Source organism: Streptomyces sp. CA-251247, from assembly GCF_050952975.1.
GTDB classification, from domain to species: domain Bacteria; phylum Actinomycetota; class Actinomycetes; order Streptomycetales; family Streptomycetaceae; genus Streptomyces; species Streptomyces achmelvichensis.
The window spans coordinates 7,400,220-7,422,354 of record NZ_CP191861.1 but is presented as its reverse complement, the minus strand read 5'-3'; the positions used below and the strand labels follow the sequence as shown (position 1 = coordinate 7,422,354).

Here is a 22,135-nt window from a genome sequence, read left to right as displayed (position 1 = left end):
GTCGATGCTCAACCTGTCAGACAGCCGCGTCAAGACTTGTGCACACGATCGTTCTTCAACTGCCCCTGCCTACCTGCTGTGTTCAGGATCTGAAGGCGCAGGATGCGATCGGATCCACCCTCGCCGCCCCAAAGCCGTAACGGGGGACGTGAGTTGAATTGACCTGTCCGCAACACTTGACGGTTCAAAAGGTGACGTCCACGCTCCCGGTTGCGGGGAGCGCTCTCTCCCTCTCGCAACACCCTCTCCCGCTGGAGGAGTTCGCATGGACGTCCCCGAAAGGCTCCGTGGAAGACCCCGACGACGTGGGCCCCTCGCGTTACTGGTCGCGGTGGCGCTGCTGTTCACACTCGCCATCGCGGTGCAACCGGCCGCTGCCGAGCCCGTCCTCGTCTCTCAGGGCCGGCCCGCCACCGCCTCCAGCGCCGAAGGGCCCTTCGCCGCCGCGGCAGCGGTCGACGGTGACCCCGGCACCCGCTGGTCCAGCCAGTTCACCGACGCCCAGTGGATCCACGTCGACCTGGGCGCCACCACCGCGATCAGCCGGGTGGTGCTGCGCTGGGAGGCCGCGTACGCCAAGGGGTACCGCATCGAGGTCTCACCGGACGGGCAGCAGTGGAGCACCCTGCACACGACCACGACGGGAGCCGGCGGCACCGAGACCCTCGACGTCTCGGAGTCCGGGCGCCACGTCCGCATGCTCGGCACCCAGCGGGCCACTGCCTGGGGCTACTCGCTCTGGGAGTTCCAGATCTACTCCGCGGGCACGGGCGGCCCGCCCGACGGCGATGTCCTGCTGTCCTACGGCAAACAGGGAACCGCGTCGACCTCCCAGCACGACGGCACCTGCTGGCAGTGCACACCGGACAAGGCCTTCGACCGCGACCCGGCGAGCCGCTGGGCGACGAACCCCACGGGCGGCTGGACCGACCCGGGCTGGATCGCGGTGGACCTCGGTGCGCGTGCCGAGATCCACCGGGTGGTCCTCCAGTGGGACCCGGCCTTCGCCACGGCGTACGAGATCCAGGTCTCGGACGACGGCACGCAGTGGTCGACCCTTCACCGGACCACGAACGGGACCGGCTTCAAGGAGACCCTGACGGTCAGCGGCGCCGGACGTCATGTGCGGATGTACGGCACGCAGCGCAACGGCCCGTACGGCTACTCGCTCTGGGAGTTCCAGGTGTGGGGGACGGGCGGCGCGCCCACCACTCCCCCGCCACTGCCCCCTGACCCCACCGGCGGCAGGCTGGTGTTCAGCGACGAGTTCAACGGCGCCGCGGGCACGGCACCCGACCCGGCGAAGTGGGTGCCCGAGACGGGCACCGGTCCCAACAACGAGCTGGAGTACTACACGAACAACAAGAACGCCGCCCACGACGGGGCCGGCAACCTCGTCCTGGAAGCCCGCCGGGAGGTCACTCCGGGATCGGCGTGCCCGCCCGACCCGCTGAGCGGCAGCACCACCTGCCAGTACACCTCGGCCCGGCTGAACACCTATGGAAAATTCGCCTTCACCTACGGCAGGGTCGAGGCGCGCATCAAGGTCTCGGGCACCCAGGGGCTGTGGCCCGCGTTCTGGATGCTCGGCGCCGACTACTTCTCGGCAGGCCGGCCGTGGCCGTACTGCGGGGAGATCGACATCATGGAGCACGTCGGCAAGGAACCCAACACCACGTATTCCACGCTGCACGCCCCGGCCTACTTCGGCGCCGACGGCCACGGCTCGCCCTACGCGCTGCCCGGCGGCGGGGACTTCGCGAACGACTTCCGCACCTTCGCCGTCGACTGGAACAGCAAGGGCATGGTGTTCACCGTCGACGGCTCGGTGATCCACACGGTCGACAAGGACACACTGGAGCGGACGCGCGGCCCGTGGGTCTACGACCACCCGTTCTTCCTGATCCTCAACAACGCGGTGGGCGGCGACTGGCCGGGCCCGCCGGACGCCACGACCCGCTTCCCGCAGAGGATGAGCGTCGACTATGTGAAGGTCTGGCAGTAGGCGCGGCCCTCAGGCCGACTCGCGTACCACCAGCGCCGGATGGAAGATCACCGACGGCGGGCGCAGTCCCGGCTCGTTGATCTGCCGCAGCAGCAGCCTGGCCATCTCGGACGACATCTCCTCCACCGGCTGACGCACGGTCGTCAGCGGAGGGTCACAGGCCAGGGCGGCGTTGCTGTCGTCGAACCCGACGACAGCAACGTCCTGCGGCACCCTGCGGCCCTCGCGCGCGAGCACCGGCAGCGCACCGAGCGCCATCAGGTCGGAGGCGACGAAGACACCGTCGAGGCCGGGCCGCCCGGCCAGGAGCTGCTTCATCGCGGCCGCCCCTCCGGCGTGGGTGAAGTCGCCCTCGACACACGCGACATCGTCGATGCCGTGCCGCGCCATCGCGCCGAGAAACCCGTCGAGACGCTCCTGAGCGGCCGGCATGTCCTGCGGGCCCGTCACGGTGCCGATCCGCCGGCGACCGAGCCCCACCAGATGGTCGGCGGCGAGCTGCACACCGGCGCGCTGATCCACCTCGACATAGGTGACTCCGGTGAGCTGCGCACGCCGCCCTGCGTGAACGGCGGGCAGCCGCGTCTCGGTGATCATCTGCGGCAGCGGGTCCGCGCCGTGGGCGGAGACGAGCACCACGCCGTCGACATGCCCTTGCCGCAGATAGGACAGCAACTGGCCGCGGGAGACCTCGTCGTCCACCAGCATCAGCATCATCTGCACCCCGGCCGGGCGCAGTACGTCGAGCAGTCCGCCGACCACCCGCCCGAAGTAGGGGTCCGTGAACATCCGCCCGATGAACGGGGTGGCGACGGACCGCTGTTCCTGCTCGGAGACCACCAGGGCTATGGAGTCGGTACGCCGGGTCACCAGCGACCGGGCGGCGCGGTTGGGCACGTAGTGGGTGGCGGCGATGGCTTCCTCGACGATCTGCCGCAGCGCCGGATCCACCGTCGTCGCCCCGTTGATCACACGGGAGACGGTGGCCCGGGAGACACCTGCCACCCGGGCCACGTCCTCGAGGGTCACGGGACGTGTGGACTGGGGCACGTCGGCAGTCATGACCTCTTTATACCGGCAGGTACCGGCGGTGCGGCGGCCCGTCCCCCCGATGGTTGGGGCTGACACCTAACGCGGCGAGGACCGAAGTCCTTCCAGCGCGCCGGTGTGGGCGGCGGCGAGATCCGCGGCGAGCCGTCTGGCCTCCGCGCCGGTTGCGCCACGGGACTCGGAGAGGGAACGCGGGCGGACTGCTCCAGGTGGGCGCGGAGTTCCCGGCCGAGGAAGCCGTCGAAGGCCGCGCCCCGCAGGGTCCGGGCCCGGCCGAGGTCGGCAGCGGTGACCATGCCGGGCATGTCGTGCCCCGCGTGCACATCGGTACGGGGCAGCCCCATCCGGTCCAACAGGGCGTTCAGGCGACCGAGTTCTGCGCGATGGCCAGCGGCGAGAGAGGCGGCCCATGCCTTCAGCGCAGGGTCGCCGCCGCGGCCGCCCACCGGGCTGAGGAGTTCCAGCGCTTGGTTGTTCATGTGAGGTGTCTGCACAACACGGCTCTCCAATCTGCGCGAGAAGGAAGCTTCCTTGACCGACGGTGCAGAGAGCGCTCTCCCGCGGAAGCTAGAGAGCGCTCCCCGAGGTGTCAAGGGGTACCGCGAGGGCGAATTGAGGCCCGACAGCGCACTCGGGCCGGCGTTGACAGACCCGCGCGCGGCTGGTTGTAATGACCGGCGTGACGCGCGGCGTCGGCCACAGAGCAGTGGGCCGGCCGGCGATCGAGCGGTCACCATGCACCGAAGGGTCCCGCCATGAGTTCACACTCCGCGACCTGCGTCTGACCTGAACGTCCCGCGCACCGCTGGGCGGTTGCGCGCCACGCTCGCCTCATGCGCCCCCATCACCTCGTTCTGCCGCTTCCGTAGGTCATCCGTACGCAGCCGTGCCGTGGCCCGTGCGCAGCCTCGGCCGGCCCTGTCGCCATCGCCCCGTGTCCCGGGGTGTGTGGTGCACGCCTGCCGGGCCGCGTGATCGGGTCCCGTGCCCGGCAGCACCCGCGATGCCCGGAGGCATCCCGGCCGTCCCAGGTCACAGCTATCCCTCGCCCTCCCTCGCCATCTGTCGGCGATCCATGGGCGATCCCTCGGCGTCCTCGCCGTCACTCACCGTTCAGGAGTATCGAGACCGTATGCCCACGTCCTCCCACCAGCACGTCATCGAGGAGTTCCGAGCCGGCCGCGGAAAGGTCGGCGGCCCCTTCGAGGGCGGTGATCTCCTTCTGCTGACGACCACCGGCGCACAGTCCGGCAAGGAGCACACCACCCCCCTCGGCTTTGTGCGCGACCGCGATCTGCTGCTGATCGTCGCGTCCAACCTCGGCGCCTCCCGGCACCCCGACTGGTACCACAACCTGCTCGCCCACCCCCTCGTCCAGGTGGAGATCGGCACCGAGTCCTTCGAAGCCGTCGCGGTACCCGCCGAAGGGGCCCGCCGTGACCGGCTGTTCGCGAGTGTCGTCACGGTGTCACCCGGCTATGCCGACTACCAGGCCCTCACGTCCCGGACGCTGCCGGTCGTGGTGCTGGAACGCACCGAGCCGCAGGAGCAGCCGCGGCCGATCAACACCCTGGCCGACAAGCTCCTGGAGGTCCACACCTGGCTGCGCTCGCAGCTGCGCCACGTACGGGCCGAGGCGGACGCGCACCTCGCCGCACGCGCGGCGCAGGGGCCCGGCGCGAGTGCGGCACCCGGGCTCGGATTCCAGATCCGGCAGCACTGTCTCGCGTTCTGCGAGACCCTGACGTTCCATCACACCAGTGAGGACGCGCACATCTTCCCCGCCATCGCGCACTACCATCCGGACCTGGTGTCCGTGCTCGACCGACTCCGCCAGGAGCACGGGGCCGTGGCCCGGATCAAGGACGAGCTGGCGGCACTGCTGGCCGACGTCGGCGCCGCCGATCCGCGGCAGTTCCTCGCCGAACTGGACCGGATGACGGACGAACTGACGGCGCATCTCGACTACGAGGAGCAGTGGCTGCTGCCGGTGCTGGCGGAGGTTCCGTTCCCGCCGGGCCCGCCTCCGGCAGAGTAGAACCGAGGCCCGACCAGTGGGGGGCGGCGGATGTCATGACCCGCCGCCCTCCCGGTTCCCACAGCTGCCGAACGCCGCCGCTTCATCGCATCCTGCGGCTGGCATCTACAAGCGGTCGCACTCCCAGGCCCCTGACCTCCGTGGAGGGTGGGGTGCCCCCGGTCAGCGGGCGGGGCCATGACGCGTCCTCCCAAGTGACGTTGGGCAAGCCTGACAAGGGAGCGATGGCGGAAGCGACGCAGTGACCATGCGCTTCAGGTGCCGTCGATCAAGCGCACGGCAACGGCCGGATCGAACTGCCCTGCCGGAGTGTTCGGCGCGATGCCGCACTGACCGTCCGAGTTCCCCGGTGTCTTCACCCACAGCAGCATCTCGGCTCCACCGCCGAGCTGGGCAGGGCCACCGAGTCTGCGTCCGGGCGGATTGCACCACTGCCCGCTCGAGCCGTTCCCGTTGCGGCTGGTGTCCACCACAAAGCCGGCGGAGTAGCCGAGGGAAGCGTTGACCGACCCGGCGTATGCCACCGAGGAAGCGGTGGTGTAGTAGTTCGACACATTCACCGAGAAGCCGCGGACATTGTGCACCCCCGCTGTGCTCAGCCGACTCGCCATCGTCGACGGTGCCACCCATCCCGCGTTGCCACCGTCGAGATACGCCCAGGTGTTGGGCGCCTTCTCCTTGAACTTCTCGGTGGCGTACGTGAGCATCCCGAGGCGTTCCTGGACGGCCGCGGCGCTCATACAGCTGAAGTCGCCCAGTGCGTCCGGTTCGATGACGACAATTGCGGGCCGCGTTCCTATCGCCGCGGCGAACGTCGCGATCCAGGTGCGGTAGGCGCCGACACTGCCCGCGCCGCCGCCCGAGTGGCCGCCGCAGGCGTCACGGCCCGGGATGTTGTAGGCGACCAGGACCGGCAGTTTGTCGTGGCTGTCGGCGGCTCCGACGTAGCCGGCCACCGCACCCGCGATGTTGCCGCCCTCGTTGCTGAACCAGCGGGCGATGGGCCGGGAGCCTATCGAGGTCTGAATACGCGCCGCTCTGGGGTCTCCGGAGTTGTTGCGCGCCCACGTGGCCGGAGAAGAGGCGGTGTTGACGTAGAAGCCGCTGGTCATGCCGATGGGGTCGGCGGCGGACGTCATGGGGCGCGTGGGGGCGAAGGCGGCCGACGCCGTGCATGCGAGCAACGCGGCCGCCACTCGTACCGTCCGGCCACGACGGCGGTGGAAGAGCGGTTCGGGTAATCGGGAGCGCGACGTGACGGTCATGGGGACCCTCCGGGTGCGAGCGGGCCGGCCTTGCGCGCAGAGTGGACTGAACCACTGGAGCAGTCAAGACTCCCCGCGGCTCATCCGTCCGTCGCGCTGCCGCAGGACGCACGCCGCCGATCGCCACGGAGCCTCACGCCGCCATCGCCACACCCGTCCTCGCGAGCACCGGCTCCCGGCGCACCTTTCGCTCCCCGCCGAACACCATCATGCGCAGTACCGCGAACCGTGCGATGCCCGCCAGTGCCGAGGCCGTCAGGTACACACCCTGTTCGGTGAGAACCGACGGGGTCGACTGCACCGCGTACAGGGCAAGCAGCGCCCCCGTGGTGAAGGCATAGCTGACGGCCACCGTCAGTCCGGACTGGAGGTGGACTCCCCAACCCCGGCGTTCACTGCGGAAGGTGACCCTGCCGTGCAGTTCCGTGGCGATCAGGGTCGAGACGACAGTGATCACCGCGTTGGCCACTGCCACCGGCAGCAGATCGTGGGTCAGGACCAGCACGCCGCTCGACGCGAGCCCCACACCGCCGCCGCAGAGGACGAACCGGACGAAGGCCGCGGCCACATGCCCTGACGGCTTCGGCTGGTTCGACTGCGCGGTCACGGGAGGGCCTCCGATACGGGTTGCTGGGCTGGTACCCCATTCCAGTTGAGAACCTAGGGGGAGCGCGTCGGCCCAGCGATGGGGTTCACCCCCCACTTCGATCAGGGTTGCCCCCTACGACCCGGGGGTATCCCCCCGGGTCGGGGGGTCGTCCGCTGCTTCCGGCCGGGACGCGGGCGCGCCCGGGTCGTGACGCGAGGGGTTTACAGCTTCAGGAGAACGCTGTAGTCACTGTTGGTACGCCGTCCGATTTCGTTTGAGCCTGTTGGTAGTTGAGGGACCATCAGGCGCACATCGGCGCGCAGAGCGAGACTGACAACGTTGCCATATGGCGAGGTGGAGGCTTTCGGTGCTCACTGGGTCACCCAGCTCGAGGTTCGGACTTCTGACATGGCTTGCCGTCGTGCTGAGCACCGTGCTCGGCGTCGGCACGCTCACGGCCCCGGCCTCCGCCGAGGAGCGGAAGGGCGGATCCTGGACGGTCACGCGGCAGACAGGGGCGCCAGGTCGTCTGTCGGCGGATGTGCGGCTCGACGGCACGGACGGCACGCTGTCGTTCGCCGTCCGCCGCGGGGGCGCGACCGTATTGGAACCCGCACCCCTCGGCATCGTCACCGACGCCGCCGATCTGACCACGGGCCTGCGGCTGCGCGACCGGGACACCCGCGAGGTGACGGAGCGCTACACCACGACGACCGGCAAGGAGCGTCGGCGAACCGCACGGATGCCCCAGACGCGCTTCTCCTTCACCGGTGACGGCGGCGCCCGGCTCGACCTCGATGTGCGGGTGTCCGACGACGGGGTCGCGTACCGCTATGTGCTGCCCGACGAGGACGGCGTGACCGTCCTGCGGGAAGCCTCCGCCTTCCAGCTTCCGGCCGCAGCGCCGGCCTGGCTGATGCCCTACACCGTCAACTACGAGCGCCCGCGCACCGAGACGACCGCCGGCGGCGCGGCCGCGGGCGACTACGGCTATCCCTCGCTCTTCCGGTCCGGCGCCGGCTTCGTGCTGCTGACCGAGTCGGATGTCGACGGCCGGTACGCGGGCAGCCGTCTGACCCACGAGGCGGGCAGTGCCCGGTACACGGTCCGTCTCGCGGATGAGCGCATCAGCTCGCCCGGCCCGCTGGCCACCCCCTGGCGCACCGCCGTCATCGGTGACCTGGCCACGGTCACCGAGTCCACGCTCGTCGACGACCTCGCCCCGGCCTCCCGCATCCGGGACACGTCGTGGATTCGGCCGGGCAGGGTCGCATGGTCCTGGCTCGCCGGATTCGGTGCCGCGCAGCGGAGTCTGGAGACGCAGCAGCGGTTCGTCGACTACAGCGCGTCGCACGGCTGGGAGTACACACTCGTCGACGACGGCTGGAAGACCACCGACTGGATGCCCCAACTGATCACGTATGCACAACAGCGGGGCGTGAAGGTCCTGTTGTGGATGCACTGGAGTGATCTGGACACGGCCGCCGAGCGCGCGGAGGTGCTGCCCAGGATCAAGAAGTGGGGCGCGTCCGGACTCAAGATCGACTTCATGGACTCCGACTCCCAGGCACGCTTCCGCTGGTACGACGACATCCTGGAGGCCACCGCCGAGCACAAGCTGCTGGTCAACTTCCATGGTTCGACGCTGCCGCACGGCATCCAGCGCACCTGGCCGCAGGTGATGACAATGGAGGCGGTCTACGGCGCCGAGCAGGGCAATGTCTCCGTCGCGGATGTCACCACCCTGCCGTTCACGCGCAATGCCGTGGGTTCCATGGACTACACGCCGATGGGGTTCCAGTTCGGTACGCGCAACACCTCCGAGGCCGCCGAACTGGCCCTGTCCGTCGTCTACGAATCCGGGTTCCAGAACTACGCCGGCTCGGTCCAGGCCTACCGGGACCGCCCCCAGTTGGAACGCTTCCTGGAGCAAGTACCCACCGTCTGGGACGAGTCCAGGCTCCTGTCCGGACACCCGGGCGACGGTGCCGCCTTCGCCCGGCGCAACGGCGACCGCTGGTTCCTCGGCAGCGTCACCGCCGGCGGGCCCGCCACCGAACGTGTACCGCTGGACTTCCTCGGCTCCGGTCGCTGGCGGGTCGAAGTCGTACGCGACGGAGCGGACGGGCTGGTCCGCGAGTCCCGGATCGTCGACCGACGCGACACGCTGTCGGTCCCGACCCTGCGCAACGGCGGATTCGCCGCGCTGGTCTGCCGGGACAGGCCCGGGCGCACCACCTGCGACGAGCCGGTCCGCCGTGCGCCGCTGACCTCCCTGACAGCGACGCCGCAGAAGGCGGAGGCGGACCCGGGAGGGAGCGTGGCGGTCGACGGCCGGTTCCTCATCGAGGAGTTCGGCCCCGCCGCGAACGTCCGGCTCACGGCGAGCGCGCCCAGCGGCTGGACGGTCCGGGGCGCGGGCGCCGAGGCGGAACAGCTGCCCACAGGCAGCACGCTCGATGCGAACTGGACGGTGCAGGTGCCGAAGGACGCCGCATACGGCAACCACGACGTGGTGGTGACGGCGGAGTACCGGGCTCCAGGGGCCTCGCCCCGTACTCCCCCGCTGCGTTCGCTGAGGACCGTACGCGTCTTCGTGTCCCCGCCCGGGGTCGACTTTGTGAGCGATCTGCCGTTCGCCACCGAGCGCAACGGCTGGGGACCCGTCGAGCGCGACCTGTCCAACGGCGAGAACAGCGCGGGCGACGGAGGCCCGTTGACCATCCGCCGGGCGTCGTACGACAAGGGGCTCGGCATGCATGCCGAGGGCGAGGTCGCGGTCGACATCGACGGGGCGTACGACCGGTTCACCGCGCAGGTCGGCATCGACGACGAGGTCAGCGGCGAGGGCACGGTGGTCTTCCAGGTCATCGGTGACGGGCGGGTGCTGGCGACAACGGGCGTACTGAGCCGCGCCGACGCCGCGCATCCGATCGATGTCGACGTCACGGGTGTACGACGGCTGACGCTCCGCGCGACGGACGGCGGAGACGGCATCAACTTCGACCACGCGGACTGGGGTGACGCTCAACTGCGGTCGGCCCAGGCCTCCTGAGGCGAGATTCCCGCCTGCCCTCGGCGGCGTACGGCCGTGCCAGTGGCGCGGCCGTACGCCACCGGTCCACCATGGCCGGGCCGATGGATCACTGGAGGACGTCGTGGACGCAATGATGAACGCCGTGGTGCTCGATGCACCGGGGCCGGTGGACCACCTGCACCTGCGCCGCCTCCCGGTCCCCGAGCCGGGCCCCGGCCATGTGCGGATCAAGGTCGAGGCGTTCGGGCTGAACCGGTCGGAACTGCACACACGCCTCGGCCTCGCCGAAGGGGTGACCTTCCCCCGCGTGCTCGGCATCGAGGCGACGGGGACGGTGGACGCCGACCCGGACGGTCGACTGCCGCGGGGCACTCAGGTGGCCACCATGATGGGCGGCATGGGCCGTACGTACGACGGCGGATACGCCGAGTACACCGTGGTGCCCCGGTCGCAGGTGATCCCGTTCCGCTCGGACCTTCCGTGGGAGATCCTCGGCGCCGTCCCGGAGACCCTCCAGACCGCGTACGGATCACTGACCACGGGCCTGGACCTCCGGCCCGGGCAGACGCTGCTGATCCGGGGCGGCACCTCGGCGCTCGGGCTGGCCACCACCGGTCTGGCGAAGCAGCTCGGCGCGACCGTGCTGGCGACGACCCGCAGCCCGAGTCGCCTCGACGACCTCGCCGCCCATGGTGTCGATCATCCGCTGGTCGACGACGGCAGCATCGCCGACCAGGTACGGAAGATCCTTCCCGAGGGCGTCCATGCCGCCCTGGAGCTGGTCGGCACACCCACGCTGCCCGACACCCTCGCCGCCACCCGCGTCCATGGCACCGTCTGCTTCGCGGGCATGCTGTCGAACCAGTGGACCGTGCCCGACTTCTATCCCATCGGCTACCTGCCGAACGGCGTCCGGCTGACCGGCTACGGAGGCGAGGCCGCCGACCTGCCGGCCGAGGTGCTGCAAGGCCATCTCGACCGCATTGCCAACGGCGACATCACTACCGGTCCCGTCCACGTCTACGCGCTGGACGAGATCAGAACCGCTCACGACGACCTGGAGCAGGGCAGGAAGGTGGGCAAGCTCGTCGTCCGCACGGCGTCGTGAGGTAACCGCGGGGTGACGCGGCCGGGGGGTGGACGCGGGCGCGGGGTCGACGCCGGCGCGGTGGGGCGGCCCCGCCGAACCGGGCCATCGCCATCGCCATGAACTGCGGACCGGCGGCGGGCCCGGCCCTGGTGGACAACCTGGCCGACGGTGGAACGCTGGGGGTACCACCTGCTGCCGGCGCCACGGGCCGACCTGCTGCGCCGGCCGGGCCGGGACGACGAGGCCACGGCGGCGTACCGCGAGGCCCTCGACCTCCTCACCCACGACGCCGAGCGGCGGTCATCGCACCGGCGCCCGGCCGGGCTGTCGGACCACGAAGGGCGGGTCGGGCTGTCGGACCACGAAGGGCGGGTCGGGCAATGAATCGCGCGCGTCGCGACGGTCTGCCTCTGTGCAGGAGTGCGAGCGTGCCGTCCATGGACACGCCCGGAAAGGAACCCGGACCGGAAGGGAACGAGGTCATGACCGACGACGAGACACAGATCCGGACACTGATCGAACGCTGGGCGAAGGCCGCGCACGAGGGCGATATCGAGGGTGTCCTCGCCGACCACGCCGACGACATCGTCATGTTCGACGTACCACCGCCGGACGACGGCGTCCGGGGCATCGACCGCTACCGGGAGACCTGGCCGCCGTTCTTCGTCTGGCAGCAGCTGGGTGCCTGCTTCGATCTCCTCTCGCTCGACATCACGGCCGGGGACGACGTCGCCTTCGCGCACGCGCTGCTGCGCTGCGGCACCGAGGAGGAGTTGCGGAAGGACCCCGGGGGCCGGCTGCGTCTGACGATCGGGCTGCGCAAGGAGGCCGGCCGCTGGGTCGTCACGCACGAGCACCATTCGTTCCCGGCCAGGGTCTGATGCCGCCGCCCTCCCCCGTGCTTGCCGGCCGCCTGGAAAACCCGTAACCGATGGGTTACGCTTTTTCCATGAACGAGGTGGCAGAGGCGATCGCCGACCCGGTGCGCCGGGAGATCCTCGTCATGCTGCGCGGTACCGCGCTCACCGCCGGCGACATCGCGCGGAGGTTCACGATCAGCCGTCCGGCCGTCAGCCGTCATCTGCGTGTCCTGCGCGAGAGCGGCCTGGTGCACGACGAACTGGTCGGCAGACAGCGGTTCTACCGGCTCGACACCGCGCCGCTCGACGAGGTCGCCGAGTGGATCACGGCTCTCCGGGCCCCGGAGGGCTGGGAGCACCGGCTCGACGCGCTGGAGACCGAGGTCCGCCGCACCACCCGTGAGCGCACCCGGCGCGAGCGCACCGGACAGCCCGTCCCAGAATCCGTCGAACGCACAGAGGACACCGCATGAACCCCACACCCACCGGCCGGCTCCTGCGTACCGCCGACGGCAGCGATCTGGTGGTCACCCGCACCATGCGGGCGCCCATCGACGACGTCTGGGCGAGCGTCACCGAGCCCGAGCGCACCGCCCGCTGGTTCGGGCCCTGGGAGGGCGACGCCGCACCCGGACGCACGATCAAGGTCCGGATGTCGTTCGAGGAAGGGGCGCCGTGGTTCGACGCGCACATCGACGCGTGCGAGCCCCCGCGGCACCTTGCCCTCACCACGACGGACGAGGCGGGCGCCTGGCACATGGAGCTGCGGCTGTCCGAGTCGGACGGGACCACGGAACTCCAGCTGATCCACCACCTCAGGTCCGACCAGGGCATCGGCGAGATGGGGCCCGGCTGGGAGTACTACCTCGACAATCTGGTCGCCTCGCGCGACGGCACGGCGGCGCCGGCGTTCGACGACTACTACCCGGCGCAGAAGGCATACTTCGAGGACCTGGCCACGCGTGACTGAGGCGCGGGGGACGGCGACGGTCCGGCGCTGCGGGGCCGGGGTGGTCGGCCGGCGGCCGGGTCAGCGGCCGGTCGGGTCGGCCGCCCCCGGCCGCATGATTCCCAGCAGGATCCGCACCAGCTCGTCCACGACCTGATCGAGTGTCGCATCGACCCGCCCGGCACTCCAGTCGTGGAGCAGTCCGTTCACACTGCCGATGAACGCCGCGGCGGCGATGCGGTAGTCGCGCGCCGCCGCTTCGCCGCGCTCGGCCGCCGCGGTCGCCTCGGCGCAGATGAGGTCGACCCAGCGTGAACGCCGGTTCAGCCGTTGCTCCTCCAACCGCGGGCTGACACCGATGATCTCGACGAACGAAATGCGGATACGCCGGGGGTCGCCGGTGACATCGGCCGCATACGCGCGGAAGGCGGCCGCGGCCCGCTCCGCCATGGGCCGGCCCTCCGCGTCCGCGAGCGCGGCGACGGCCGCCGCCTCCGCCCAGTCGTTGACCTGGAGGTGGACGGCGGCCAACACGTCCTCCAGCGTGCGGAACTCCTCGTAGAACTGACGCGTGGACAGGCCCGCCGCCTCGCTCAGGGCCGAGACGGTCGTGGCCCGGTAGCCGGGGCTGTCCCCGAAGAGCTGGAGCCCCGCGGTCAGGAATCGCCGTCGCCGGTCGGCCCGGCGCTCCTCCGCCGACCTGCCTCCGTAGCGGCCGGTCGGTTGTCTCAGCCTGCCGGCCACTGTGCCTCCCCCGCTGACGTCCCGGCCATTTTCTCCTGTCACGACTCTTGTGGCGTGGGCCGCCTGTCGTTACTTTCCAGTAGCTCAATCTGAAGTCATGCGTATTCAGATTCTCCCAGCATCGCAAGGCCCGACCCGCCCCCACGGAAAGGACCGCAGATGTCTCTGCCCGCACGACGGAATCCCTGGCGCGACACACCCTCGGCCGCCTTCTCGCGGCGCCCGTTACTGCGCACGCTCGGCGCCCTCGCGACCGTCGTCGCCCTGACGGTCACCGGCTCGGCCACGGCACTTGCCGCCCCGGCGTCGCCCAAGGCCTCCACCGCCACCCAGGCCCCTGACCCGGGCCTCCAGCAGGTGATGTTCGTCGGCAACAACTGGGACGGCACCGCCGATGTCATCAAGGCCCGCGGCGACTTCGCCAGGATCGGCAGGATCAATGTCATCCCGGACAAGGACCAGCGCCTGACGGAGATCTACCTCAACCCGCTGAAGCTCGTGTTCTTCCTCGGTATCCGCAGCGGCCCCGGTGAGGGCCACGACCAGTTCGTCGACGACATGTACGCCACACCGGACGGCACGGCGATGGTCGTCTCGCGCCCGAGCTTCGCGGACGTCGTGTCGATCGACCTCGCCACCGGACGCATCAACTGGCGCTTCCCCGTCTCCGGTTTCCGCTCCGACCACATGGCGGTCTCGCCCGACGGCACACGCGTCGCCGTGTCGGCATCGACGTCGAACACCGTCCACGTGCTCGACATCCGGACGGGCAGGCAACTGGGCTCGTTCAAGACCGGCGACAAGCCCCACGAGAACGTCTTCACCGGCGGTGGCCGGTACTTGTGGAACATGTCGATCGGCGAGGTCAACACCGCGCTGGACGACCCGCTGATGGACTGGACGAAGGGCGACCGGCGCATCACGGTCGTCGACACCGAGACCTTCAAGGAGGTCAAGGTGATCGACATGCGGGCCCGTCTCGACGCCTTCGGCCGCAAGGACCTGTCGGACTCGGTACGGCCGGTCGCCTTCACACCGGACGAGTCGAAGCTGTACTTCCAGGTCTCCTTCTTCAACGGCTTCCTCGAGTACGACATCGCCTCCGACAGGATCACCCGCCTCAAGACGCTGCCGAAGAACCCGGCGACCAGCGAGGACCGTACGACCTGGGTCAACGACTCCCGCCACCACGGGATGTCGATGAGCCCCGCGGGCGACAAACTCTGCGTCGCCGGGACGATGGACGACTACGCCACGGTCGTCGACAGGGCCACGCTTCAGGAGGGGCCTCTGGTGACGGCCTCCAAGCCGTACTGGGCGACCGTCAGCGGTGACGGGGCCTCCTGTGTCATCTCCGAGGCCGGCGCCGACCGCGTGACGGCGATCGACTTCGCCACGGGCCGGAAGGTGGCGTCCGTGGACGTCGGTGACCATCCGCAGCGGGTGCGGATAGCGCATGTGACGGCCGGCTGGACGGGTCCCAAGACGCCCTGACAGCCGGTCAGCAGGCTCCGCGCGAGGGCCGGACCGGCCGACCGGTCCGGCCCTTGTTCATGCCGTACGTCGCCGCGGCCGCCGGCCACCCCCCGAATGCCGGTCCCGGATGGCGGAACGCCCTGACCTCGCGTTTGGATGAAGCGAAGCGTGCGCCTCATGGCGCACAGAGGCCATCACGGTGCCGTCACCGTGGAATCTGGCACAGGGAGCCCGCCATGTCCTTTGAACCCACCCCCTCCCCGGAGGACCGTTCCGACGACGGTTCCACGGGTCGGACGGGTCCCTTCCCCGCGGGACGACCGGATGCGACCGCGAGCAGCAACGACGAGCCGATACGCACCCTCCTGTGGACCGCGGCGACGCACCGTCCCCTGGACGAGGTCGCAGCACTCGTCAGTCTGCTGAACCGGACCGGTGAACTGTCGCGTCCCGGCGACGAAGCACTGCGCGCCGCCGCGGTCGCCCGTCCTCTGGAAGAGGTCCGCCAGCTGGTCACTCTGCTCAACGAGACGCCCCACGACACCGGCGAGGCCGGTACGACGCTTCGCGCGGCAGCCATGGGCAGGTCGATCGAGGACGTCGCCGAACTGGTGGCGATCCTCGGTATGGACCACGGCACGCGGAGCGGCACGGGGTCGATGACCGTGCCCGGTGCGGAGTCCGGCAACCAGCCTCGCCCGGAGTCCGGCACCGAGCCCCGCCCGGAGTCCACTACGGAGGCCACGGAGGCCGACACGGGGACCGAGGCACCGTTCGGCACAGAGCCGCAGAGCGCACCGTTCGGCACAGAGCCGCAGGAGCCGCTCAGCACGCCGTTCGACACGAAGCCGCACGAGCCGCCCAGCACGCCGTTCGGCACGGAGCCACAAGCGCCCCTCAGTACGGAGTTCGGCACGGAGTTCGGCGCGGACCCCCACGCGCCGTCCGGCGCGGACGAGCCGTCGGCGGCCGTTCTTTCCCCCGCCTTTCCCCCCGCCTTCGACGAACTCCCCGGTGTCCACGACACCACCCACTTCGCCACGGGCGAGGGCTGGCCCGCCGTGCACGTCGGCGCCGCGACCGCCACACAGGTGGCGGAACGCCCCGCCACGCAGGTCGCCACCCGGCCCGTCACGGTGCGCACGACCGCGCCGACGCTCATGGCGTCTGCCGGTACCGCTCTGCCGGTTCTCGTCCCACCTCTCTCCATCCCGACGACCGCGCCGTTCACGCCGCCCGCCGAGGCGGCCACCCCTGCCCGCAACGGCTCGTCGGTCGTGCGCTCGCTCCCGCGCTGGGCCGCGGCACTGGCCCTGTTGGGGTGCGGCGTGATCCACGTCCCGATGGATCTCGGAGCCCTGCGCGAGGGCGGGTACGCGGACGTGGTGTCGCCGGCCATCGCCGTCCTGTGCCTCGTGTTCGGCATCTGGCTCGCCGTGCAGGAGTCGGTGGGGACCTGGGCGGCGGCCGCCGCCACGGCCATTGGGGTCCTCGCCGTCTACTCGACGTCGGGCTTCGGCGCCGTCGACGTCCTCGGCAACACGCTCGGTGAGACCTTCGTCTGGGCGGATGTGACGGCGGTGAGCTGCGTGGCACTCGCCGCGGTGCTGGCCACTGCCGCCCTGTTCCGCCGTCAGAAGGCGGCAGGGCCCGCCGGCGACAGCTGACAGACACAACGCCGGATCGCCGCCGCCCGCGAAACAGGGCGGCGGCGATCCGGCGTTGCGGCGCCCCTCCCCGCGCCAACCAGGTTGCTTTCCCTGGTGTCTTCGTGCCGCCCGGTGGCGTGGATCCGCGTCGAGCGGTCACACGAGAGAGCAGGAGCCCGATCGGCGTCGCCGCCTCGGCCGTCACCCCTGCCGGGGTGGCGTTCGCGTCGTACGGCTTCCTCGTGCGCAAGGATCACCGGTGCGGTGCCACTGAACGATCCCCCGCGGCACGGGGGTGAGACGAGGAGAACCGACGTGATCAAGAGTGCAGACATCCGGGAATGGCGCACCCACGGCGTGATCGACCCCGACGGGCGCAAGATCGGATCCCTGGAGGCCGTCTACGTCGACACGAGGACCGACGAGCCGGCGGTGGCGACGGTTCTCGTCGGGCTGCCGACGCGGCACCGGCTCGTGTTCGTGCCGTTGGCGGGCGCCGTGGTCGGGCCCGAGTATGTGCGGGTCGCGTATCCCAAGTCCCTGGTGAAGGACGCGCCGTCGATCGGAACCGACGACGTGCTCCCCGCCGAGGACGAGAAGGGGATCTTCGAGCACTACGAACTGCCCTACCAGCCGGGCGCAGGCGGCGAACGTCAGCTCGCGCGCCGCTGACCCGCTCCGTCTTCTCTCAGAAAGTCACGCCATGGCTCTGGTCCTGTTCGTGGTCATCGTGGCCCTCGTGCTGGGCATCATCGGCGTCGCGGCCGAGGGGCTTGCCTATCTGCTGGTCATCGGCGCCCTCGTCCTGCTGGTCGATCTGGTCTACGCGGCACTGCGCTGGCGCCGTACGGGCCGCCGCCCCGCTCGCTGACGCCGTTGTCCGGCGCGGGGCGGCCGCGCGGCCCGCAGCGTCGCCCCGCCCGGTCGTCGGCGCGCACCTCCTGGGCCGGCCTGCCCCACCCTCAACTCCGCGATCGCTGCCGGCTGTCCCCTCTCTGCGTACGGCAACCGCTGATCCCCGGGTGCCCGCGAGGCAACGTCGCCTCCGTGCGAGGATTCCGCGGTCTTCGGGGAAGCCGATGACGAGGGACGATGTGCAGCGGACCAGGAGCTTCGCCTTCAGGGGCGGGGGTGGAGGCGGACCATGGGAACAGCGGTGCATGTGCCGCAGACGCGGGACATGGTGGGCGAGGAGCTCTCCGGGGACGAGGCCTTCGCCGCGCTGCGCCACTACGGCGGGCGCAAGCTGTTCCTCGACGCGTTCGCCCGCTTCCGTTACGCGGACGGCTTCAGTTCGTCGCGCTCGCTCGGCTACCAGGTCGTGCTGGGCATCGTGCCGTTCGTCATCGCGCTCGTGGGCGTGGCCACCACGCTGCACACGGAGAGCGTGGGCCGGATCGTGGATCTGACGCTGGGCAGGATCGTGCCCGGTGCGAGTTCCGACCTCATCCAGCAGGCACTCGCGGACACCCGGCGCAGCGCGGACGCGGACCGGGCCGGCGCTGTCGCCATGTGGCTCGGCCTCGGTTTCGCGGTGGTCAATCTGGCCTCGGCGATGGGGCAGATCGAACGGGGCTGCAACCGCATCTACGGGATCGAGCGCGACCGCCCGTTCCTGCGCAAGTACGGCAGGGGCGTCGTCCTCGCCCTCTTCGCGGGGCTGCCGCTCGGCGGTGGCTTCCTTGCGATCGTCGCCGGACAGGACGTCGGCGCGGCCGTGGTGGAGGCCATGGGCTGGTCGCCGTCCCTGCTGGACTGGTGGCGGCCCTTGCACGTCCCGGTGGGTGTGCTGCTCGCCGGCGTCGCGTCGGCCGTCATCTTCCGCTGGTCGCCGCGCCGCGACCAGCCGGGCTACACCTGGCTCGCGTTCGGGTCGGGCATTCATCTGATCCTGTGGGTCACGGCCACCTGGCTCCTCGCCCTCTACATCGGCGAGAGCGGTTCCTTCGGTGCGGTGTACGGCCCCCTGACGGCATTCGTCGCGCTGTTGCTGTGGGCCAATGTGACCGGCGTGGCGCTGTTCCTGGGCATAGCGTTCGCGGCGCAGCTGGAGGCCGCGAGGGCGGGCATCGAAGACGCGGTGCGGCCGGACCCGGGTCCCGGCGACTGATCCGGGTCGGTCAGCCCTTCCAGAGTTGCCAATACAGCAAAGACGTTTGTCATTCTGTGCGGTACAGCTCCATCATCGGCCTGGTACGGAGGTACGGGGACACGAAGGAGCGAACGATGCGGACATCACCCGGGACAGCGAACGGCCACCGCTACGACGTCGTCGTCATCGGTGGGGGCGCCGCCGGACTCAGCGGGGCACTGACCCTCGCCAGGGCCCGGCGTTCGGTACTGGTGATCGACGGGCGGAGGCCCCGTAACGCACCGGCGGCGCACGCCCACGGCTTTCTCACCCGCGACGGCGTGCCGCCCCTTCAACTGCTGGCCATGGGGCGCGACGAGGTCACCGGGTACGGCGGCGAGATCGTCGAAGCCCAGGTCGTGGACGCCGAGCGCCTGGCGGGCGGTGACTTCCGCGTCACCCTCGACGACGGCACGGCGGCCCTGGGGAAGCGGCTCCTGGTCACCACGGGCCTCGTCGACGAACTCCCCGACATCCCCGGCCTGGCCGACCGCTGGGGCCGCGAGGTCCTCCACTGCCCGTACTGCCACGGCTGGGAGGTGAGCGACCAGGCGATCGGCATTCTCGCGACGGGTCCCCTCGCCGTGCACCAGGCCTTGATGTGGCGGCAGTGGAGCAACGACGTGACCCTCTTTCTGCACACGGCGCCCGAGCCGGATTCCGAGCAGTACGAGCAGCTTGCCGCCCGGGACATCGCCGTGATCGACGGGGAGGTGACGGCTGTGGAGACGACGGAGGGCCGGCTCAGCGGGGTACGGCTCGCCGACGGCCATGTCATCGCGCGCCGGGCCCTCGTCGTCGCCCCGCGGTTCACCGCGCGCGCCGATCTGCTGGGCGGGCTCGGGCTGCGACCGACCGAGCAGGAGGTGAACGGTGTCGTCATCGGCAGCCACATCGCCGCGGATCCGACCGGGGCGACGGACGTCCCCGGAGTGTGGGCGGCCGGCAATGTCGTCAACCTGACCGATCAGGTCGTCGGCGCCGCCGCCGCGGGCGTGCGGGCGGGCGCGGCCGTCAACGCCGATCTGACCGCGGACGAGACCCGCCGGGCCGTCGCGGCCCGCCGCAGGATCTTCTCCCCGGAGATGGAGCGGGAGGTCGCCGAGCGGGTACTCGGCGACCGTCGTCACGGCTTCTGATCGCGCCACGCGTCCGGCGGCCTCCCGAGCACCGGCTACAGCAGGTCGCGTGGCACGCTCTCGTTCCATGTGCGTGAGAACACCCGCGTGTCACCCTCGTATCCGTCCAGGGTGGCGTCGACGTGGAAGTCGGTCTCGTCCGACGTGAGGCGCGTACGCGTGACGACCCGCACGTCCCAGTCGTCCCGGCGGAAGCGCATGGTCCAGGTCGTCTCGCCGCTGACCGAGGTGAAGTCGTCGGCGACGGCCGCGTAGCGCTCGTGGGCGCGACAGCCGACATCGAGGCCGATGTCCTCGATGCGGACCATGCCCCGGTCCTTCACGATCTCCAGTTCCGCCCGGTAGTCGACGAGGTCGCGCTTGACCTCCCAGCGCTGCTCCGGGGGTGTGAGCCGGGTCGACGCGACGGGCGGGGTCCCCTCGGGCTCGCCGAAGGGGCTGCGCGGCATCTCGTCCGGCTCTTCCGTCGGACGCACCGGCAGTGTCAGTGTGCTGGAGCCTTCGTGGACGCTCAGCAGGGCGGGCTTCGGCGGCGGCCAGGCGAGCGGCCAGTACGAGGTGGACAGAGAAAGACGGACCCGGTGCCCCGGAGGGAAGGCCTGCGCCACTCCGTTGAGGTGGACCGTGGCACGGTAGCGGCGGCCCGGTACCAGTTCCTCGGGGGCCTCGGTGCTGTCCCGGCGGGTGAGGTTCAGCAGGCCGTAGGAGACACGGGTGGCGCGGCCGTCGGGACTCACGTCGGACAGGCGTGCCGCCACCATCGCGACGGGCTCGCTGACAGCGAGGTCCAGTTCGACGGTCGGCGACCCGAGGATCTCCAGCGGTTCGGTCAGCGGGTCGGTGTCGAAGACCAGGGAGCCCCCGTCCTCCTCACGCTGGTCGTAGGGCAGGTCGGGCGGCGCGTTGTAGGAGGCCCACTTGCCCGCGAACTGGCCCACCGACAGGGGCGACTGGACGGTCATCGGCTCCGCCTCGCCCCCCTCGGGCACCTCGCCGGATGCCGCACCGGGCGGCCCGATCCGGTGCCGGGTGAGCGGGTGGGTGACCGGCTCGATGTGCGGGGAGGGCCAGTCGGGTTCGCCGACCCAGCGGCCCGGCCGTTCCTCGTACGACGTGGACGGCGGGACGCTCTCCTGCATCCAGGTCTGCAGCATGGGTCCGTCCATCACGCCGTTGTCGGCGCCCTTGAGCCAGTGGTCCCACCACCGCACGACCTCCTGGAGATAGCCGATGGCGGGGCCCGGCTCGCCCAGGTGCGGGAACTTGTGCGACCACGGGCCGATCAGTCCCTTGCGGGGGACGTCCAGGTTGCCCAGCAGCCGCGTGACGGCGTTGGAGTAGCCGTCGGCCCAGCCGCTGGAGGCGAGGACCGGGCACTGGATCGCGTCGTAGTCCTCGCACACCGACGCATGCCGCCAGTAGTCGTCGCGGCGCTGGTGGCGCAGCCATTCGAGGACCCAGGGACGGGTGTGTTCGAGCCGTTCGTGCCACATCTCCCGCCAGCGGTCGCCGACCACCGCCGGGTCCGGCGGGCAGGTTCCGTAGGCGAACATCGTGCCCGCCTCGGCAAGATTGTCGGAGAGCAGCGCTCCGCCCATGTAGTGCATGTCGTCGGAGTGCCGGTCGTCGGTGAACGACGCGATGACAATGGCCCGCAGGCTCGGTGGGCGGCGTGCGGCGACCTGGAGCGCCGCGAACGCTCCCCAGGAGATCCCCATCATCCCGGTGTTGCCGTCGCACCACGGCTGCTGCGCGAGCCAGGCGAGGATGTCCTCCGCATCGGTCTGTTCCACTTCGAGGTACTCGTCCCTGAGCACCCCCTCGGAATCGCCGGTGCCGCGCAGATCGACGCGTACACAGGCGTATCCGTGTCCCGCGATGTACGGATGGTGCATCGAGTCGCGGACCGCGGTGAGGTCCCGCTTGCGGTACGGGATGTATTCGAGCACCGCGGGCACCGGCTCGCTGTCCGACGACGTGGGTCGCCAGATGCGCGCCGAGAGTTCGACGCCGTCGGAGACGGGGATGACGACGTGCTCTTCTTCCTTTGTCGCGTACGGCAGTTGGGTCACGTGTCGCATGTGGCCGTGGTGCTCCTTCCTCGCTGCTCGCC

General features: G+C 70.6%; 20 protein-coding genes. 14 read left to right on the top strand and 6 right to left on the bottom strand.

The window, feature by feature from the left end:
* Nucleotides 1-265 precede the first annotated feature (265 nt).
* Nucleotides 266-2,005, top strand: a complete 1,740-nt coding sequence (locus ACQPWZ_RS33130) for a discoidin domain-containing protein (protein ID WP_433573250.1) — start codon at nt 266-268, stop codon at nt 2,003-2,005.
* A gap of 9 nt (nt 2,006-2,014) precedes the next feature.
* Here ACQPWZ_RS33130 and ACQPWZ_RS33125 read toward each other — a convergent pair whose 3' ends face one another.
* Nucleotides 2,015-3,067, bottom strand: coding sequence for a LacI family DNA-binding transcriptional regulator (locus tag ACQPWZ_RS33125; protein WP_433573249.1), 1,053 nt, complete (start codon nt 3,065-3,067; stop codon nt 2,015-2,017).
* Nucleotides 3,064-3,534 carry a DUF305 domain-containing protein gene (locus tag ACQPWZ_RS33120; protein ID WP_433573248.1) on the bottom strand — a complete coding sequence of 157 codons (471 nt, stop codon included), beginning with the start codon at nt 3,532-3,534 and terminating at the stop codon, nt 3,064-3,066. Before ACQPWZ_RS33120 ends, ACQPWZ_RS33125 begins: the two co-directional genes overlap by 4 nt.
* A gap of 653 nt (nt 3,535-4,187) precedes the next feature.
* Between ACQPWZ_RS33120 and ACQPWZ_RS33115 the strand changes: the two genes are divergently transcribed.
* A complete protein-coding gene (locus ACQPWZ_RS33115) occupies nt 4,188-5,093 on the top strand; it encodes a nitroreductase/quinone reductase family protein (protein WP_433573247.1) in 906 nt (301 codons plus the stop codon).
* Nucleotides 5,094-5,347: 254 nt separating this feature from the next.
* Here ACQPWZ_RS33115 and ACQPWZ_RS33110 read toward each other — a convergent pair whose 3' ends face one another.
* Both ACQPWZ_RS33110 and ACQPWZ_RS33105 read right to left on the bottom strand, forming a co-directional pair.
* A complete protein-coding gene (locus tag ACQPWZ_RS33110) occupies nt 5,348-6,358 on the bottom strand; it encodes a glycoside hydrolase family 6 protein (RefSeq protein WP_433573246.1) in 1,011 nt (336 codons plus the stop codon).
* Between the two features lie 133 nt (nt 6,359-6,491).
* Nucleotides 6,492-6,965, bottom strand: coding sequence for a hypothetical protein (locus ACQPWZ_RS33105; RefSeq protein WP_433573245.1), 474 nt, complete (start codon nt 6,963-6,965; stop codon nt 6,492-6,494).
* Nucleotides 6,966-7,293: 328 nt separating this feature from the next.
* On the opposite strand from ACQPWZ_RS33105, the gene ACQPWZ_RS33100 reads away from it, so the two are divergent.
* The 6 genes from ACQPWZ_RS33100 to ACQPWZ_RS33075 all read left to right on the top strand — a co-directional run bounded on the left by ACQPWZ_RS33100 (nt 7,294) and on the right by ACQPWZ_RS33075 (nt 12,904).
* Nucleotides 7,294-10,002 (top strand): glycoside hydrolase family 97 catalytic domain-containing protein, encoded by a 2,709-nt coding sequence (locus ACQPWZ_RS33100; protein WP_433573244.1) that lies wholly within the window; start codon nt 7,294-7,296, stop codon nt 10,000-10,002.
* A gap of 112 nt (nt 10,003-10,114) precedes the next feature.
* On the top strand, nt 10,115-11,092 hold the full coding sequence (locus ACQPWZ_RS33095) for a zinc-binding dehydrogenase (RefSeq protein ID WP_433573908.1): 978 nt from the start codon (nt 10,115-10,117) through the stop codon (nt 11,090-11,092).
* 150 nt (nt 11,093-11,242) lie between these two features.
* Nucleotides 11,243-11,458: a hypothetical protein gene (locus ACQPWZ_RS33090; protein ID WP_433573243.1), complete on the top strand. Its 216-nt coding sequence runs from the start codon at nt 11,243-11,245 to the stop codon at nt 11,456-11,458.
* Between the two features lie 98 nt (nt 11,459-11,556).
* Nucleotides 11,557-11,955: a YybH family protein gene (locus tag ACQPWZ_RS33085; protein ID WP_383246605.1), complete on the top strand. Its 399-nt coding sequence runs from the start codon at nt 11,557-11,559 to the stop codon at nt 11,953-11,955.
* 68 nt (nt 11,956-12,023) lie between these two features.
* Nucleotides 12,024-12,407, top strand: a complete 384-nt coding sequence (locus ACQPWZ_RS33080; protein WP_433573242.1) for a metalloregulator ArsR/SmtB family transcription factor — start codon at nt 12,024-12,026, stop codon at nt 12,405-12,407.
* Nucleotides 12,404-12,904 carry an SRPBCC family protein gene (locus ACQPWZ_RS33075; protein ID WP_356700057.1) on the top strand — a complete coding sequence of 167 codons (501 nt, stop codon included), beginning with the start codon at nt 12,404-12,406 and terminating at the stop codon, nt 12,902-12,904. Before ACQPWZ_RS33080 ends, ACQPWZ_RS33075 begins: the two co-directional genes overlap by 4 nt.
* Before the next feature lie 60 nt (nt 12,905-12,964).
* On the opposite strand, the gene ACQPWZ_RS33070 is transcribed toward ACQPWZ_RS33075, so the two are convergent.
* Entirely contained in the window at nt 12,965-13,627 is a 663-nt protein-coding gene (locus ACQPWZ_RS33070; protein ID WP_340477081.1) for a TetR/AcrR family transcriptional regulator, read from the bottom strand.
* A 159-nt stretch (nt 13,628-13,786) separates the two neighbouring features.
* Here ACQPWZ_RS33070 and ACQPWZ_RS33065 point away from each other — a divergent pair, with 159 nt between their 5' ends.
* The 6 genes from ACQPWZ_RS33065 (at nt 13,787) to ACQPWZ_RS33040 (ending at nt 20,022) form a co-directional block, all read left to right on the top strand.
* Nucleotides 13,787-15,121: a YncE family protein gene (locus tag ACQPWZ_RS33065; protein ID WP_433573241.1), complete on the top strand. Its 1,335-nt coding sequence runs from the start codon at nt 13,787-13,789 to the stop codon at nt 15,119-15,121.
* Between the two features lie 218 nt (nt 15,122-15,339).
* Nucleotides 15,340-16,770: a hypothetical protein gene (locus ACQPWZ_RS33060; protein WP_433573240.1), complete on the top strand. Its 1,431-nt coding sequence runs from the start codon at nt 15,340-15,342 to the stop codon at nt 16,768-16,770.
* Nucleotides 16,771-17,067: 297 nt separating this feature from the next.
* Entirely contained in the window at nt 17,068-17,424 is a 357-nt protein-coding gene (locus ACQPWZ_RS33055) for a PRC-barrel domain-containing protein (RefSeq protein ID WP_340477078.1), read from the top strand.
* A 31-nt stretch (nt 17,425-17,455) separates the two neighbouring features.
* Entirely contained in the window at nt 17,456-17,623 is a 168-nt protein-coding gene (locus ACQPWZ_RS33050) for a hypothetical protein (RefSeq protein ID WP_340477077.1), read from the top strand.
* A 273-nt stretch (nt 17,624-17,896) separates the two neighbouring features.
* The gene (locus ACQPWZ_RS33045) at nt 17,897-18,862 is read left to right on the top strand and encodes a YihY/virulence factor BrkB family protein (RefSeq protein WP_340477076.1); all 966 of its coding nucleotides are present in this window, start codon (nt 17,897-17,899) and stop codon (nt 18,860-18,862) included.
* A 116-nt stretch (nt 18,863-18,978) separates the two neighbouring features.
* Nucleotides 18,979-20,022, top strand: a complete 1,044-nt coding sequence (locus ACQPWZ_RS33040; RefSeq protein ID WP_433573239.1) for an NAD(P)/FAD-dependent oxidoreductase — start codon at nt 18,979-18,981, stop codon at nt 20,020-20,022.
* 35 nt (nt 20,023-20,057) lie between these two features.
* On the opposite strand, the gene ACQPWZ_RS33035 is transcribed toward ACQPWZ_RS33040, so the two are convergent.
* A complete protein-coding gene (locus ACQPWZ_RS33035; protein ID WP_433573238.1) occupies nt 20,058-22,103 on the bottom strand; it encodes a CocE/NonD family hydrolase in 2,046 nt (681 codons plus the stop codon).
* Nucleotides 22,104-22,135: the final 32 nt, after the last annotated feature.